This is a genomic window from Nitratiruptor sp. SB155-2, assembly GCF_000010325.1.
GTDB lineage: Bacteria > Campylobacterota > Campylobacteria > Campylobacterales > Nitratiruptoraceae > Nitratiruptor.
In genome coordinates, this window is sequence record NC_009662.1 from 1,862,501 (window position 1) to 1,877,931 (window position 15,431).

Here is a 15,431-nt window from a genome sequence, read left to right on the forward strand (position 1 = left end):
TTTGCCACTCCAGTAGAAGCTGCAATCGCACTCTATCTTGATGTTTTGAACCTTTTCATCTCGTTACTACAAATTCTTGGGATTTTTGGCAGTGATGAATAACAACTCCTTAGAGCCGAAACTTTTTCGGCTCATTGATGCAAATCTCAATAGACTAAAAGAGGGTATCCGTGTTGTGGAAGATATCCAAAGGTATATATTTGAGAATAAAAATATCGCTTCACAACTCAAAAATCTTCGCCACCAAGCCACTTATGATGATGAAAGACTTTTACAATATAGAGATATCAAAGGAGATGTTTTAAAAGAGTCTATACCCAGTGAAGAACAAAGAAGTAATATTCAAGCTCTGCTACAAGCAAATATAAAAAGAGCTCAAGAAGCCGCAAGAGTTCTAGAAGAGTGCTTTAAACTGCTTGACGCAAAACAATCACAAAGATTCAAAACGATCCGTTATGAACTCTATGATATAGAAAAGAAACTTTAATCTTCAAAAAAGATTTCAGTAGTTTGGTTAATATCAAAAGTGGTTTCAGAAGTTTTGTTGGTCTCCAGCTCTTTTACTTCTACTCTCCATTTTCCTGGCACTCTTCCCGGTAAAAATCGATAATCATAGACAGAACCATAATATGGCGGAACCTTGAATATTCGAACTCTATCATCTTTACCATTTGGCGAAATCCAATGAAATCGAACAGTTAAACCTTTGGCATTGTCCGATCTGTTGATCAAATAGGCACAGGTGATTCGCTCTCCCTCTTGGTCACATATCACTTTGGCCCAAAGCATCAAAGGAATTAATACAACGATCAATCGACCCATAAAAACACCACTTCAAATTCAAGATAAGAATGAGGATACTCTCGAAAAAGTCTTTTCAACTCGCCTATAGAAGCCATCTTTTTTCCTGCACTTACTCCACTTCTTTTAATATAGGTAAACATCTCTTTGGACGAAGAGAAAAAGAGTCTATACACCCTTTTCTCATAGTTTAGCATAAAAAAGTTTCGTGCTTGTTGCAAAATCTCATCTTCAGTGTATATAGGTGATTCGATTCCCAGCATAGAATGAATCGTTTTGAAGGTATTGCTGGTAAAAAGTGCTAAAGAAAGAGGTATTTGCAACTGACTCAGCCTATAAAAAAGAGTGGGCAGATCTTTGCTCCACTGGAGTGAAGAGGAAGCAAATATTTGATCAATATCTAGTCGCTTGATCCTTTCAAAACACGCTTTCGTGTCAAAATCGCATATGATTTTTTCTACCTTCTCTTCTGGGTGTAGTGCAAGCATATTGGATGAGAGATCACATGCGTACAACTTTTCAAATTCCCAAAAAATAGACCTGTACACCTCTCCGCTGCCAGCACCTAAATCAGCAATCTTTTTTCCTTGATATTTAGAGTTTTTGACAAGATGCTTTGCCACTTTTGATTGTATGATTTTATACTGCTGATAATCCGAAGCGAAACGATTGAACTCTTTGATATGGTGCAAAAATCTTTACCTTGTTTTTAAACTTTTTGGGTATAATTGGGCTAAAAATAGAAAAGGAAACTTGATGATAAAAGTTCTTTTTATCCTTCAAATCGTTCTTGCCATCATTCTAACCATCGTTATTTTACTACAAAAAAGCTCTTCTATCGGTCTAGGAGCATACAGCGGAAGCAATGAATCTGTCTTTGGCGCAAAAGGACCACAAGGATTTTTGGCACGACTGACTTTCTTTTTGGCAACCGTTTTTGTCTTCAATACTATTTTGCTCGGATACTTGTACAATAAAAATTATACAAAATCGGTGGTAGATACGATCAAAGTACAAAAAACGGTACCTATACCTACTGTCCCAACACCTATAACAGAACAAAAATCGAATGTTCCAGAGGCTCCTGCGGCGAAGTAGCGCCGCATTTTTGCTTGTTTGTTCTCTCCTTTTTTCGGATGCCCATATTTTCGTTTATCACCGTTTTGGCGATCCAAGGTATCCTTCCACAAACACATCTCTTGCAGAACTTGAAGCGCAATTTACCTATTTCAAACAACACCACTACAAAGTCGTTTCTCTCTCTACACTGGTACAAGCACTTCAAAACAAAAAAGAGATTCCTTCAAACTGGGTTATACTGACAATCGATGATGGATTTAAAAGTTTTTTAAATGCACTCCCTCTTTTTCTTAAGTTCCACTATCCTTTTACCCTCTTTTTGGCAACCAAACCGATAGAAAACCGCTATCCAGACTATCTAAGCTGGAAGGATCTCAAAAAAATAGCTCAATATGGAGAAATCGCTTTTCATTCCCATACGCACCCTCATCTTGTGGATTTAAGTAACCAAGAGATCCGTAACGATACCAAAAAGGGATTGGAGCTTTTTATAAAAAGGCTTGGATATATTCCAAAATATTATGCCTATCCATATGGCGAATATAATGAACGTGTAAAAAGAGTGATCAAGTCCTTCGGATTTACAGCCATTTGCAACCAAAACACAGGAGCAATTTCTAAAAAGAGCGATATATATGATTTAGACAGGATCGCTCTTGTAGGAAAAGTCTCACTTCCCAAACAACTTTCCATCACACACCTGGATGCTGTGTGGTTTGAACCAAAAAGATATCCGAAAGATGGTATTTTACAAAAAGTAAAAATACAAATAGATCCGATATATAAACACGCTTTTCTTTATGTGACAGGATATGGATGGCAAAAAGTTACTGTAAACGACGGTTTTATTGATCAAAAACTGCACCTACCACTAACAAAAAAGCGTATTAGAGTGATAATAAAGGTAAAAAATAGTAAAATTAGTACAAAAATTTTGGTGAGGAGCCGATATGGAACTGAATGAGATCTATGAATATGCGCGTGATCATATGCAAAAGAGTTTGGATGTTTTGAAAAAAGATTTCAATACTCTTCGAACCGGTCGGGTGACAACAGCAGTTGTTGAAAATATCAAAGTGGACTATTATGGAGCACCAACGCCACTGAATCAGGCGGCTAGCGTCGTTGCAGCTGATGCAACAACGATCGTTATCTCTCCATGGGACAAATCACTGCTTGGAGAAATAGAAAGAGCTATTCAAGAAGCAAATATCGGTGTCAATCCAAACAATGACGGTGATCAGATCAAGCTCTTTTTTCCCCCAATGACAGTGGAGCAAAGAGAAGCGGAAGCGAAAAAAGCAAAACAGTTTGGTGAAAAAGCAAAAATCGCCATCCGAAATGTTCGACGCGATGCAAATGACAAGATCAAAAAACTCTTTAAAGATAAAGCGATCACAGAAGATGAAGAGAAACGAGGACTCGAAGAGGTCCAAAAAATTACCGATGAGTTTATCAAAAAAGTGGACGATTTAGTCAAACAAAAAGAGCAAGAGATTATGAAGGTGTAACTAAGACCAGCCGTAGGCTGAGCAAACAAACTGCTTTGCTTGCGTGTCTTAGTGGAAAGCTGTGAATATATGTGAGTCCTAAAATCAAGGATTTTAGTGACGAACATATGAACAGCTAGGTTACCTTGAAGAAAACGAAGCTGAGGAATACGAAGCAAGTTTCCGGTTCACCAGCCGTAGGCTGAGCAAGCAAACTGCTTTGCTTGCCCTCTTTTTGATCAAAATCTATTGTAACAGTTGAAGGATTACGATGTTGGATATAGAAAAGATATATAAAGAGAGCGGTGCTTTGCTGAAAGGGCATTTCTTGCTCTCTTCAGGCAAACATAGCCCAAACTATTTGCAAAGTGCAAAAGTTTTAGAAGATCCAAAAAAGGCTGAACTTCTTGCAAAAGAACTTGCAAAACAGATTCAAGCAGCAGGGATTGAAGTCGATACTGTCTGCTCTCCTGCCATAGGCGGTCTTTTGGCCGGATATGAACTGGCTCGAGCTCTTGGAGTCCGATTTATCTTTACCGAAAGAAAAGACGGAAAAATGACACTTCGCAGGGGTTTTGAAGTAGAACCAGGCGAAAAAGTACTTATTTGTGAAGATATCATAACCACGGGTGGTAGTGCTATGGAAGCGGCAAAAGAGATGGAAAAACGAGGAGCCGAAGTTGTCGCATTTGCAGCCTTGGCCAACAGAGGAGTGTGTCAAAGAACAGGTAGCGAGATTCCTTCAAAGTCTGAGTGCAAACTCCCATCCAACAAGACTCTTTTTGCACTTGCAGACTTCACATTCCCTATCTATGAACCAAAAGAATGTCCCATGTGCGCGGAGGGCAGCGAACCGATCAAACCTGGTAGTCGAGGTAATTGAGACCGGTATGAGATGGAGAAGTGTCAAACAGGGCAAAATCGATAAATCACAAACCGAAACGAAACAAAAAGATTATAGCCCTGCGCCTATTTCAGATCGCCTCAAAGCCTTTTTAACCGATACTTTTATGATCACTATGCCTATTATGTATATTGTCATCTACCTTGTCATGGGTAGCAGAGAAGGTTTTCGCGAACATATGGCGGCAGGGTGGCTCTATATCATCATTCCCCATTATCTCATCGTAACGTTCCTTTGGACTATCAAGGGCGAAACGCCCGGGATGCGGGCATACGATATGAAAATCATCAGATGGAACAGTTTAGAAAATCCAAACTTTTTCCAATCCACCATCCGCTATATTGCCATGCCTTTTTCTATATTATCCATAGTTGGAGTAGTGATTGCATTCTTTAGAAAGGATAAAGCGACATTTCACGATCTCATTTCTTTGACTAGAATGATCCATGTTCCCAAAAAATAGGCTCTTTCTCCTTGTATCTACGTTTTATTTTTGGTTTTTCGCCATTATCGGCGTGTATGTTATCTATATGCCAAAAGTTTTGGAGCTCAAAGGGTACTCTTCATTCGAAATTGGTATCGTATTTGCCATGAGTCCATTAATGCGGTTTTTGACACCTTTTTTATTTTTAAAAAAATTTCGACTTGATCAAAAAGCGTTTGCTTTTTCGCTTCTTTTAGCTATCTCTTCTGGAATTCTTTTTTTCATAACGATCAGCAACTTTGTACTTTTTCTGATTCCCAACATCTTCATAGGAATCGCTTTTGCATTGATGCTTCCCTATGTAGAGACAATCGCTTTAGCCAAAATAGGAAAAGAGAAATACGGCAGAAGCAGACTCTTTGGTTCAATCGGATTCATTGTAGTTGCACTGGTTCTTGCTAAATTTATGGACAATCCAAATATCGCTTTAGATCTTCTTTTTATCACTATTCTTATGACGGTAGTCGTCTCTTTTTTCTTTTTACAAGAAACATCGATGGCAAAAATGAGTAAAGGCTCCATCAATTTTTTCAAACACTGGCCTTTGTGGGCCAATCTCTTTTTAATGCAGGTGAGTTTTGGACCATTCTATAACTTTTTTACTATCTATGAAAGCGAGCAGGGGTTAGATTATGCAACGATCAGCTATCTGTGGACATTCGGCGTTCTAGCTGAAATTATCATGCTCTATTTTCAAGCCCCATTGATGAAAAAAAATCTTCTTTCTTTACTGAAACTCTCATCTGGTATCACGGCGTTTCGATGGCTTCTCCTATTTCTTTTCCCAACAAATCTACCAATTCTTTACGTTTCTCAATCACTGCACGCTTTTAGTTTTGCACTCTACTACTCCGCAGCAATAAGCTACCTTTTCCATATCTACAACAACAAAACACTTGCACAACAGTTTTTTGGAGGAGTGAGTTTTGGCCTGGGCGGCATGGTGGGAAGTTTTCTTGCAGGTTTATTATATGGAAAATACCTTTTCTTATATGCAGCTGTCATAGCATTTTTATCATTTTTGGTTATAATTTTGGAAAGGCTAAAAAGGGATAGTAATGTTAAAAACAATTAAATCAAAATTTATAACTATGTTGATACTCTCATTGGTCCTCATTTTCCTGACTTTTTCTTTTTATCTCCTCAATAACACAAAATCACTTTTTACACAGCAGGGGGTCAAAAATATAGAAACACTCTCTCAAACAGCGTTTATAGCTTTGCGTACAAGTATGAATCTGGGTTCGAAAGAGGCGATTGAGTCAACGATACATGCACTGAAAAAGATAAAAGGAATATCGCATATTGAAATATATCGTTCTCGAAAAATCGATGAACTTTTTGGTCAAATCGAAAAAAATAATAATCGAAATCCCGTTATCCAAAAGGTTTTCCAAACCAAAAAGAAGATAATTCTCGCTCGAAAAAGTAAAATCGATTACTACAAACCATTGATTGCAAACAAAAGCTGCTTAACATGCCATACCAATGCCAAAATCGGTGAGGTTCTTGGCGTGATTGAAATAGGTCTTGATCAAAAGGATCTTGATGAGAAACTAGATAGTCTCACACGTATCGTCTTCTCCGCCATAATAATTTCTATTATCCTTTTGATCGGAATTTTTTCCTACTTTTTTCATAAAAATGTTTTCAAACCACTTACTGTTATGGCCCTCAGGGCTAAAGATATAGCAACGGGATCTGGCGATCTCACAAAAAGACTCAATTTCAAAAAAGAGGATGAGATCGCTCAGGTTGGAAAATGGATCGACAGATTTATCGAAAAAATCCAACAGATAGTTCGTAGTATTCAAGAAAAAGCTCATATCAACTTTACTATTGCCGATAAACTGAAAAAAGAGTCCAAAAGAGTTCATGCAACTCTGCTGAACAATATAGATCTCGTTAATCAGAGTGTAAAAGAGGGGGATAGAGTTAAAAAGGATCTCCAAGAGAGTCTCCAAAGCATCAAAAAGTCCCAAGAATATGTTGAAGAGGCAAAGAATAGGATCGATGCCGTTCAAGAATCGATATCACATCTGCTCACAGAGGTCAACAGACAATCCAAAAATGGTCTTGAAATAGCGAATCGTTTGGAACAACTTTCACAAAGAGCCATAGAAGTACGCAATGTACTTGATCTGATCGAAGATATCGCCACAAAAACCAATCTTTTAGCTCTCAATGCTGCCATTGAGGCTGCAAGAAGCGGCGAACATGGCAAAGGGTTTGCCGTTGTGGCAGATGAGGTACGAAATCTTGCAGAACAGTCTCAAAAAAGTCTGGCAGAATCGTATAAAATTATCGAACAGATCGTTGAAGATATCGTGGAAACAAGTAAATTGATGGCCCAAAATGCCAAAGAATTACAAGCTATTAACAATCAAGTCCATAAAAATGAAGAGGATATTTCACAGATTCACTCTTTCATGGATCAAGTAAACCAGATAAGCAATACCTCTTATGAACAATCGAAAGAGTTGGCACAATCGGTGGAAAATATCCTCTATAAAATCAATCAAGTCAAGGAGAGTTCAAGTAACAGTTTGCATAGTGTAGATTCTATCATTGAGATGATAAATGAACTAGAAGGGGTAGCCGAAGAACTGGAGAAGGTTCTACGGCAGTTTAAAGTCTAGACTACGCTTTAATGGCGTAATAGCACCGTTTTGGCGAATCGATTTTCCCTTCATTTTTTAGTCTTTTGATCACTTTGTCTACCTCTTTCTTATCGACACCCAAAGCCTCAGCGATTTCACCACTTTTCATAGGTCTATCGGCGTTTTTTAGAAATTCCAAAACTTTTTCTTCCATCTATCCTCCTTTATAAGGTTTCTACCAATTGCTCTAACGGTAATCTATGTTTTGGAGGCTGAGGTTTGAGTCTGTATCCAAAGGTCAGAATAAGGGCAACCTCTTCTTTTTGAGGATCAAGACCCAAATAATTTTCTACTTTTGCTTTTTCAAATCCTTCGATCGGACAGCTGTCTATCTTTCGAAAAGCAGCTCCTGTCATCATATTTGCCGCTGCTATATAGCACTGTTTTTGCACCCAGCAACTTATATCCTGCTCAGCCAAAAAACTTTTATAACGTTCTATATAAGCTTTTGTTCTCGCTTCATCCAATCCCCTTCTTGCAAACATGGCCTGGATATATGTATCATCTTGCACTACCAATTTATTCGCTTTGACGACAACAAGATGACTACATGTGGTAATCTGCTTTTGATTCCAGCAAAAAGGCTGAAGTGCCGCTTTTTTCTTTTCATCTTCAATAACCAAAAATCTCCACGGCTCCATCCCAAAAGAGCTTGGACTCAAACGCCCACACTCTAATATGAATTCAAAATCTTCCTTTGCGATCTTCCTGGTTTGATCAAATATCTTACACGCATGGCGAAATTCCATTGCTTCTAAAAAAGGATCATGCATGATAAATCCTCTCTTTTATAGAAAGTACATAATTTCCTAAATCTTCATATCTCTTTCTTGCTTCAGGCAATATATCTTCATGATCTATTATATTCCTATGAATCGTAGTATCTACTTTTTCCATCAATTCCAAAAGTGTGTTCACATCCTCTTTGGAGATATCACAAAATGATGTAAAATCATTCCCTTCAAAAAACCGGATTCTGTTTGTTTTGGCAGTATACTCTTCTAAAAACCATTTGGCTCCTTCACAATGAAAAGAGGCCTCTTTTAAAAACTGCATCAAAGCACTTATTTTCTCTATTTCCTCTTGCTTGTTTTGCGTATACGCCATGGCCGAATCATATATGAGCTGTGCTTTTTTAAGATTTTGTGACACCGCTTTTTGTTTCAAAAGTAGATACACAACATATCCTATCAAGATAGAAATAGCGGCACTCACAGCGATACCTAAAGCTGGTGCGGCATGAGATGAACCAACAATCAGTGAACTATAAAAGCTGTACGCCTCTTCAAAAAAGGTTCTTCCCAATAGATCGGGACTGAGATTGAGCCCTTTCAATATAGCACCACCCAATCCAAAGCCGACAAAAATGACTATGGATGTTACAATACCCCAAATAACTGCTCCAGCATTTCCCTTTTTCGGCTCCACAATCGTATATTCGCTCTCGAACTCAAAATCTGGAAGCTGTGGTTTTTGAGACTCTTTATCCTCAGAAAGCTGTTTTGGAATACCATTTATAGACTTAACGGCCTTTTTTGCTCGCTCCAATACTCCAACTTCCAGCTCTTGCAGTAAAAGTTCAAATTTTTCTTTGGCCAACCGATACTCTTCAACGGCTTCATTGAAATTTTGCTGAATCTCTTGGGCAACCTCTTTCGATTTTTGGATCAACTCTTTGATTTTGGTACTTTTACTCATAGCTCATCCTTTATTTTTTCTGTTTCGCCATCCTTTTTCGGACATGGGGATCGAGATAGCGTTTTCGGATCCGAATCGATTTTGGCGTCACTTCCACAAGTTCATCCTCTTCTATCCATTCCAGTGCCCGCTCCAGTGTCATCTTTCTTGGAGGAGTCAGTTTGATAGCATCATCGCTTCCTGAAGCTCTGACGTTGGTTAGATTTTTCCCCTTGATGGGGTTGACTTCCAGGTCATTTGGACGAGAATGCTCTCCTATAATCATCCCGACATAGACTTCCGTTCCAGGTTCAATGAAAAGCACTCCTCTTTCTTGCAGGTTGAACAGCGCATAAGCGAGAGCTTTTCCACTCTCCATAGAAATCAATGCACCATTTTTCCGGTGCTCCACCTCTCCCACAAATGGTCGGAAATCCAAAAAGGAGTGGTTCATAACCCCCTCCCCTTTGGTATCGGTCAAAAATTCGCTTCGAAAACCGATAAGCCCACGAGCCGGTATCTCAAATTCGATTCTCACATACCCCTCATCCATCGGAGTCATAGAACTCATAACGGCCTTTCGGCGACCCAACTTATCGATCACCGTTCCGCTGAAATCTTCCGGGACATCCACTACAAGATACTCAAATGGTTCGAGTCGTATACCGTTTTCCTCCTTTATAATCACTTCGGGTCTTGAGATATTGAACTCATACCCTTCTCGTCGCATATTCTCGGCCAAAATCGTGATTTGCAATTCACCCCGGCCGCTCACTTTGAATCGTCCTTCTCCAACCTCTTGGACTTTCATCGCGATATTTGTCTCAGTCTCTTTAAAAAGGCGATCTTTAAGCTTGTTGGATGTCACATGTTTTCCCTCAAGCCCTGCCAAAGGTGAATCATTGACACTAAAATAGACACTGAGTGTCGGCTCTTCGATATGAAGAGGATCGAGTGGCATAGGGTTTGCCGGATCCACAAGGCTATCGCCTACATCGATACCCTCAAACCCGGCAATCGCTACGATATCGCCAGCTTCGGCCTCGTCAATCTCCATTCTATTAAGGCCCAAAAAGCCGATAAGTTTGGAGATTCGCCCCTTTTGTTCCTCTCCATCGGCTTTGACAAGAAGCAGTTCGTCTCCCCGCTTCACTTGACCGTTAAAGATCCTTGCAATGCCGATACGACCTACATAGTTGTCATAATCAAGTGTAAAGACTTGAATCTGCGTCGGATTTTCAGGACTTCCGCTTGGAGAAGGTACGTGCTCGATAATCGCTTCGAAAAGGGGAGTCAAGTCTTTGTTTTCATCATCCAAATTCCATTTGGCATATCCGTCTCTTGCAGCTGCATAAAGAATCGGAAAATCGAGCTGCTCTTCGTTGGCATCCATCGCCACAAAAAGGTCAAATATCTCATCGACGACACGTTCTGGTTCAGCTGCAGGTTTATCGATTTTATTGATTACCACAATTGGCTTTAGTCCCAAACTGATCGCTTTTTTCACAACAAACTTTGTTTGGGGCATAACACCCTCTTGTGCATCCACTAAAAGCAGTACCCCATCTACCATCTTCAAAACCCGCTCTACCTCGCCACCAAAGTCGGCGTGTCCGGGAGTATCGATGATATTGATTTTAAAATCGCCATAACGAATAGCCGTATTTTTTGAAAGAATCGTAATACCACGTTCTCGCTCCAAATCGTTACTGTCCATGGCCCGTTCAGCCAACTCTTTGTGCGCTTCGATAGTGCCTGATTGTTTTAAAAGTTCATCAACTAGTGTTGTTTTTCCGTGATCAACGTGTGCTATTACCGCAATATTTCGAATTTTTTGCATCCATTTCCTCTTTTTAACCTAAAATTTATCTTATTTTACTACCCTTTTGCAAAAGGAGAGATTAAATGATCAACTACTTGATTTTTGATATGGATGGAACGCTGATTGACAGCTCTGCAATCATCTCAAATTCCATCAACTATGTGCGAAGCAAACTCGGACTTCCGCCAATGGATAAAAGAATTATTTTAGAAGCGGTCAACGATACCTCCATTCATCGGCCAAAATTTTTTTACGGAGTGGAAGAATACAAGAAAGAACATGTAGAGTGGTTTCGGGAATACTATGCAAAAAACCATCACAAAGAGACGATTTTATATACAGGTGTAAAAGAACTACTAGAAGAGATACGACCATATTTTCACCTCTCCCTTGCAACAAATGCATACAGGGAGAGTGCAGAGCTTATTCTCAAAAATCTTGGCATCTATAACTATTTTGAGATCATCGTCTGTGGCGATGAGGTCGCTCATCCAAAACCGGCTCCCGATATGATAGAAAAAATTATCGACTTTTTTGGATGCAAAAAAGATGAAATTATGCTTATAGGGGATGGAAAAACGGATGAAGAGGCAGCACAAGCAGCTGGAATAAAATTTTTAAAAGTGAACTGGGGATGGAGTCGATATGAGGATGCGATACAAAGCGTGGAAGAGTTGAGAAAAATTCTTTTATCCCTTAAAGCCTAATGCCATAAATCTCGTGATACAGACTCATCGCATACCGATCGCTCATCCCCGCTATGAAATCGGCTACGACTCTGTATACCTTCTCTCTTTTTGCCCGTTCATAAAACTCATCCGGCATCAGCCTCGGCTCCTCCACCAAGGCCTGGAAAAGTCCTTCGATACACTTTTTTCCTGCATACATTTTCCGTAATATCTGGGAATGCCTGTAAAGCTTTTCAAACAAAATCTTTTTCAGTTTTTTGATCTGTGTCGCTATGGAAGATGGATAGCATATCGGAAGGGGTTCACTTGCTGGGATAGTAGCACATAATACTTGGTCACTTTTTGGAATATGCTTTTGGGATTCATTGATCAAAGATATAACCATCTTGGCAATAAGCAGTGAAGTAAAACGATATCGAAACAGTTTCTCTTCCTTTTTATACCCCTCCTTTTGTGCTTCCTCCATCACTTCCTGGACAAGATCATTCTCTTCAATCGTATCAAAATCGATCAAATCATATTTGATCCCATCATCGATATCAGCACTGATATAGGCAATTTCATCCGCTTTGTCCACAATCATCGCTTCTAGGCTCGGATGGTAATCGAGTTTAAATACCTCATCGTACCAACTGCTTAAAAAATGCTTTTTGTATGGATAGGAGTGCTTTAAAATTCCTTCAAGAGTAGCAAAGGTGAGATTGAGTCCATCAAAATCTTTATACCGTTTTTCAAGTTTCGTAACCACTCGAAATGATTGAAAATTGTGTTCAAATCCATTCGAACTAAACGATTTTTTGATCAAAAGATCCAGTGCATCCCCACCCACGTGCCCAAAAGGGGTATGACCAAGATCGTGAGCAAGAGCGATGGATTCAGCTAAAGGTTCGCTAAGACCAAGTTCTCGTGCAATCGTTCTTGAAATCTGTGCAACCTCCAAAGAGTGAGTAAGACGAGTCCTAAAATAGTCTCCTACATAGTTGATAAAGACCTGTGTTTTATATTCAAGTCTACGAAAAGATGAGGAGTGAATGATTCGGTCGCGATCTCTATAGAAAGAGTCTCGAAAATCGTTGATACTTGGATAAAAACGATCACTGCATTGCATTGCGAAGCTTTTTGAGTTTTCTAAAGACATTTGCAAAATCTATCTCCACTGCACATACTCCTTCCAATTTCGCCTTTTCATTCAAAAAATCGCCAACTTTTTTATATTTTCCATCTTCAAGGCAGTAGATTTTCGCTTTGTAATCTTTAGGATAGACAAGAATATAATACTTCACTCCCTCCTCGGCATAAATGGCAAATTTCACATCCTCATCTCTTGTAGCGCTTGATGGACTTACCACTTCTGCTATGATAAAAGGGGCTTTTTGGATAAAATCGGTAAGTTCTCCACATACCACACTGATATCTGGACGCACTACATTTTTCTCATCTATCTTCCAATCCTCTTCTACCAAAACATAACACTCATCACACTCTTCTAAAGATTTTTCCAATTCATGAGCAATTCGAGAAAGCAACATCTGATGGTCACTCACCGGACTTGGAGCCATAGAAATTGGCACACCATCAATAAGTTCCCAATCTCCTTCCCACTGTTTATAATCCTCATATGTATATTCCGGAATATAGCGGACTGTCATAGGAATCCTTTGTGGTATAATCTACAACCATTATAGCAAAAGGATGGCTATGCAAGTGACACTTCTTCATCACTCCCCTTTGCCTGTGGCTGCTCATGCCATTAGAACCTGCTGGCAAAGTTTTGACAAAAGCGATGGAGGAGGTCCAAAAGACCAGGAACTGATCGACAGAGTGGGAAACAAGTATAAACACGCTTCCACATTGGAACATCTGGTCTATACCTTTTACATACAAGGGATAAGCCGTGCTTTATTGCAGGAACTTGCCCGTCACCGTATGGCAAGCCTTTCAGTAAAATCGACCCGTTACACTCTCAAAGAACTTAAAAATGCAGAGCCTTTCGATGAAAAAGATTTCGAGGGAGCCAGTAAATATATCGTTTTAACCGGCAATGAGCTAGTGGATACGATGAGTATCAAAGCTCTTAATAACCTGCAAAAAGTTTTGAAAGAAGGGATTTCGAACGACATAGCAAAATACTGCTTGCCAGAGTGTTACAAAACAGAACTGACATGGACAATCAATGCCAGAAGTCTTCAAAACTTTTTAAACCTTCGAAGCAGCAAATCGGCCCTTTGGGAAATCAGAAATCTCGCAAAGGCGATTTTCGAAGCCTTGCCAAACGATCACAAATATCTTTTTGAGGAGTGTATGCATACCCAATGAATAAAAGAATCATTGCAAACCTCTTGTGCCTTTGCATACCTCTTTTTCTCACAGGCTGTGTGCAAAAAGTCCACGTTCGCGAACTCTCAGTTCCTGTAAAAAATCCAGATATACGATATCTTGATATCAAACCTTTTGCCAATGATCGATTTGGATTTCAAGCCAAACTCAAAAAGGATCTTTTACAGACATACATTAACGGAAAACCATTTTTTCATATTGGCTCATATCCTACAAAACTGCTTGGATCGATTCACACAACACAAAAACTCATAAAAAACGAGACAAGAACAAAAAATCTCTGCCTTGCTTATCAAACAAAAAACAACAAACATGAGTGCATCGCCTCAGAAAATATTCCTTATGAGTGTTCTTTTATTCGATTGATCGCTTATGTACATGTTACTCTTCAAAGTTCTACACAAACACTGTTTGATAGAAATTTTTCTGAATATGAAACCAAAAAGATTTGCAATGAACTAAAACTGATTTTAGATACACAAAAAGTGATACAAACTATTCATCCAAACAAAGAAACCGTCTTGATAAAAAACTATAAAGTCTCTTATCCAAAAAACAGTATTGATCCCTATCCTATCTATGTTAAGCTGCTTCAAAGAATCGAGAAAAGAATATATTATGCTATAGCACCGCATCTTGTCTCCAAGAGTATCGAGCTTCCAACGACAATCAATGGAAAAAAGTGTGATTTTATGGAAAAAGTAGCTGACCTTGCTGATGAAGGTAAATACACCCAAGCATTGCAACTGTTACAACAACTAAAGCAAAAGTATTCCAACAGTTATGAAATATACTTTGCTCAAGGAGCAATTTTCGAAGTCCTTGGCAACAAACAAAAAGCTTTGCAAAATTATCAATATGCTTGTCGTATCAATCCAAATCCTGCATGCCAATCTCGTATCGAATCCATCAAGAACGAGTTTTGGCTCAACCGTATCATCTCTTCAAACGAAGACGCTGAGCATGAGTGATGGCGACTGCCATCGCATCTGTGATATCGAGTGGCTTTACCTCCTTTTTAATTCCTAAAATCTTTTTGACCATAAAGGCAACCTGCTCTTTGGATGCTTTCGCTTTTCCTGTCAAAGCCTTTTTGACCTGCAATGGTGTATATGCACTAAAATTCCCATGAAGCTGAATGATTCGAAGAGCTAAAGCTCCTCGAAATTGAGCCAGTTTCAAAACGGTTTGAGGGTTGTAGGCATAAAAGATATCTTCCATAGCTACCTCATCAACACTATGGGAAGAAAAGACCATATCAAGACCTTCTATCATTTGAGAAAGTTGATATTGAAATTCCGATGGCTTTATTTTCACAAGTCCCGCTTCAATAAGCTTCATATGTGAATTATTCAATTCAACAATTGCGTACCCTAAATTTCGGCTCCCAGGATCGATACCAAGTATATTCACATATCCTCCACAAAAAAAGCAAAAAATGTGAAAAATTCAAAAAGCCCGATTTTACGGCACTTTAAGAATATTTT

At 39.1% G+C, this 15,431-nt stretch carries 21 protein-coding genes (1 of these 21 cut by a window edge); 12 read left to right on the forward strand and 9 right to left on the reverse strand.

Going from position 1 to position 15,431, the window contains the following annotated elements; translation table 11 throughout:
- Together NIS_RS09785 and NIS_RS09790 are read left to right on the forward strand one after the other, a co-directional pair.
- On the forward strand, window positions 1–102 hold the end of the coding sequence (locus NIS_RS09785) for a Bax inhibitor-1/YccA family protein (protein ID WP_012083204.1). 618 nt of this gene lie to the left of the window's left edge; only the last 102 of its 720 coding nucleotides appear in the window; its start codon lies beyond the left edge, outside the window; it ends in the stop codon at window positions 100–102.
- On the forward strand, window positions 95–487 hold the full coding sequence (locus NIS_RS09790) for a hypothetical protein (protein ID WP_012083205.1): 393 nt from the start codon (window positions 95–97) through the stop codon (window positions 485–487). Before NIS_RS09785 ends, NIS_RS09790 begins: the two co-directional genes overlap by 8 nt.
- Here NIS_RS09790 and NIS_RS09795 read toward each other — a convergent pair.
- Window positions 484–822, reverse strand: coding sequence for a hypothetical protein (locus tag NIS_RS09795; protein WP_012083206.1), 339 nt, complete (start codon window positions 820–822; stop codon window positions 484–486). The two genes, NIS_RS09790 and NIS_RS09795, sit on opposite strands and share 4 nt — an antisense overlap.
- The gene (locus NIS_RS09800; RefSeq protein WP_012083207.1) at window positions 810–1,493 is read right to left on the reverse strand and encodes a class I SAM-dependent methyltransferase; all 684 of its coding nucleotides are present in this window, start codon (window positions 1,491–1,493) and stop codon (window positions 810–812) included. Before NIS_RS09800 ends, NIS_RS09795 begins: the two co-directional genes overlap by 13 nt.
- 64 nt (window positions 1,494–1,557) lie before the next feature.
- On the opposite strand from NIS_RS09800, the gene secG reads away from it, so the two are divergent.
- The 7 genes from secG (at window position 1,558) to NIS_RS09835 (ending at window position 7,398) form a co-directional block, all read left to right on the forward strand.
- The gene (secG, locus tag NIS_RS09805; protein WP_012083208.1) at window positions 1,558–1,899 is read left to right on the forward strand and encodes a preprotein translocase subunit SecG; all 342 of its coding nucleotides are present in this window, start codon (window positions 1,558–1,560) and stop codon (window positions 1,897–1,899) included.
- A complete protein-coding gene (locus tag NIS_RS09810) occupies window positions 1,871–2,845 on the forward strand; it encodes a polysaccharide deacetylase family protein (protein WP_012083209.1) in 975 nt (324 codons plus the stop codon). The genes secG and NIS_RS09810 overlap by 29 nt, the downstream gene beginning before the upstream one ends.
- Entirely contained in the window at window positions 2,832–3,392 is a 561-nt protein-coding gene (frr, locus tag NIS_RS09815; RefSeq protein WP_012083210.1) for a ribosome recycling factor, read from the forward strand. The genes NIS_RS09810 and frr overlap by 14 nt, the downstream gene beginning before the upstream one ends.
- A 253-nt stretch (window positions 3,393–3,645) precedes the next feature.
- Complete coding sequence (pyrE, locus tag NIS_RS09820) at window positions 3,646–4,254, forward strand: orotate phosphoribosyltransferase (protein WP_012083211.1); 609 nt, start codon at window positions 3,646–3,648, stop codon at window positions 4,252–4,254.
- 7 nt (window positions 4,255–4,261) lie between these two features.
- The gene (locus NIS_RS09825) at window positions 4,262–4,738 is read left to right on the forward strand and encodes an RDD family protein (RefSeq protein WP_012083212.1); all 477 of its coding nucleotides are present in this window, start codon (window positions 4,262–4,264) and stop codon (window positions 4,736–4,738) included.
- Entirely contained in the window at window positions 4,722–5,834 is a 1,113-nt protein-coding gene (locus tag NIS_RS09830; protein ID WP_012083213.1) for an MFS transporter, read from the forward strand. Before NIS_RS09825 ends, NIS_RS09830 begins: the two co-directional genes overlap by 17 nt.
- Window positions 5,818–7,398, forward strand: coding sequence for a methyl-accepting chemotaxis protein (locus tag NIS_RS09835; RefSeq protein WP_012083214.1), 1,581 nt, complete (start codon window positions 5,818–5,820; stop codon window positions 7,396–7,398). Before NIS_RS09830 ends, NIS_RS09835 begins: the two co-directional genes overlap by 17 nt.
- Window position 7,399: 1 nt before the next feature.
- On the opposite strand, the gene NIS_RS09840 is transcribed toward NIS_RS09835, so the two are convergent.
- The 4 genes from NIS_RS09840 to typA are packed head-to-tail and all read right to left on the reverse strand — an operon-like array spanning window position 7,400 to window position 10,936.
- The gene (locus tag NIS_RS09840; RefSeq protein ID WP_012083215.1) at window positions 7,400–7,573 is read right to left on the reverse strand and encodes an HTH domain-containing protein; all 174 of its coding nucleotides are present in this window, start codon (window positions 7,571–7,573) and stop codon (window positions 7,400–7,402) included.
- 10 nt (window positions 7,574–7,583) lie between these two features.
- On the reverse strand, window positions 7,584–8,192 hold the full coding sequence (locus tag NIS_RS09845; protein ID WP_012083216.1) for an NAD(P)H-dependent oxidoreductase: 609 nt from the start codon (window positions 8,190–8,192) through the stop codon (window positions 7,584–7,586).
- Window positions 8,185–9,117 (reverse strand): hypothetical protein, encoded by a 933-nt coding sequence (locus NIS_RS09850; RefSeq protein WP_012083217.1) that lies wholly within the window; start codon window positions 9,115–9,117, stop codon window positions 8,185–8,187. The genes NIS_RS09845 and NIS_RS09850 overlap by 8 nt, the downstream gene beginning before the upstream one ends.
- A gap of 10 nt (window positions 9,118–9,127) precedes the next feature.
- Window positions 9,128–10,936 carry a translational GTPase TypA gene (typA, locus tag NIS_RS09855; protein ID WP_012083218.1) on the reverse strand — a complete coding sequence of 603 codons (1,809 nt, stop codon included), beginning with the start codon at window positions 10,934–10,936 and terminating at the stop codon, window positions 9,128–9,130.
- Window positions 10,937–11,001: 65 nt separating this feature from the next.
- Between typA and NIS_RS09860 the strand changes: the two genes are divergently transcribed.
- Window positions 11,002–11,625 carry an HAD family hydrolase gene (locus NIS_RS09860; protein WP_012083219.1) on the forward strand — a complete coding sequence of 208 codons (624 nt, stop codon included), beginning with the start codon at window positions 11,002–11,004 and terminating at the stop codon, window positions 11,623–11,625.
- Here the strand turns inward: NIS_RS09860 and NIS_RS09865 are convergent.
- Both NIS_RS09865 and NIS_RS09870 read right to left on the reverse strand, forming a co-directional pair.
- On the reverse strand, window positions 11,615–12,715 hold the full coding sequence (locus tag NIS_RS09865; protein ID WP_012083220.1) for a deoxyguanosinetriphosphate triphosphohydrolase: 1,101 nt from the start codon (window positions 12,713–12,715) through the stop codon (window positions 11,615–11,617). The genes NIS_RS09860 and NIS_RS09865 overlap by 11 nt on opposite strands.
- Window positions 12,702–13,256, reverse strand: coding sequence for a Uma2 family endonuclease (locus NIS_RS09870; RefSeq protein ID WP_012083221.1), 555 nt, complete (start codon window positions 13,254–13,256; stop codon window positions 12,702–12,704). Before NIS_RS09870 ends, NIS_RS09865 begins: the two co-directional genes overlap by 14 nt.
- Before the next feature lie 49 nt (window positions 13,257–13,305).
- On the opposite strand from NIS_RS09870, the gene thyX reads away from it, so the two are divergent.
- Both thyX and NIS_RS09880 read left to right on the forward strand, forming a co-directional pair.
- On the forward strand, window positions 13,306–13,923 hold the full coding sequence (gene thyX / locus NIS_RS09875; protein ID WP_041354085.1) for an FAD-dependent thymidylate synthase: 618 nt from the start codon (window positions 13,306–13,308) through the stop codon (window positions 13,921–13,923).
- A complete protein-coding gene (locus NIS_RS09880) occupies window positions 13,920–14,915 on the forward strand; it encodes a tetratricopeptide repeat protein (protein WP_012083223.1) in 996 nt (331 codons plus the stop codon). The genes thyX and NIS_RS09880 overlap by 4 nt, the downstream gene beginning before the upstream one ends.
- Here the strand turns inward: NIS_RS09880 and ruvC are convergent.
- Window positions 14,881–15,357: a crossover junction endodeoxyribonuclease RuvC gene (gene ruvC, locus NIS_RS09885; protein ID WP_012083224.1), complete on the reverse strand. Its 477-nt coding sequence runs from the start codon at window positions 15,355–15,357 to the stop codon at window positions 14,881–14,883. The two genes, NIS_RS09880 and ruvC, sit on opposite strands and share 35 nt — an antisense overlap.
- Window positions 15,358–15,431 lie beyond the last annotated feature (74 nt).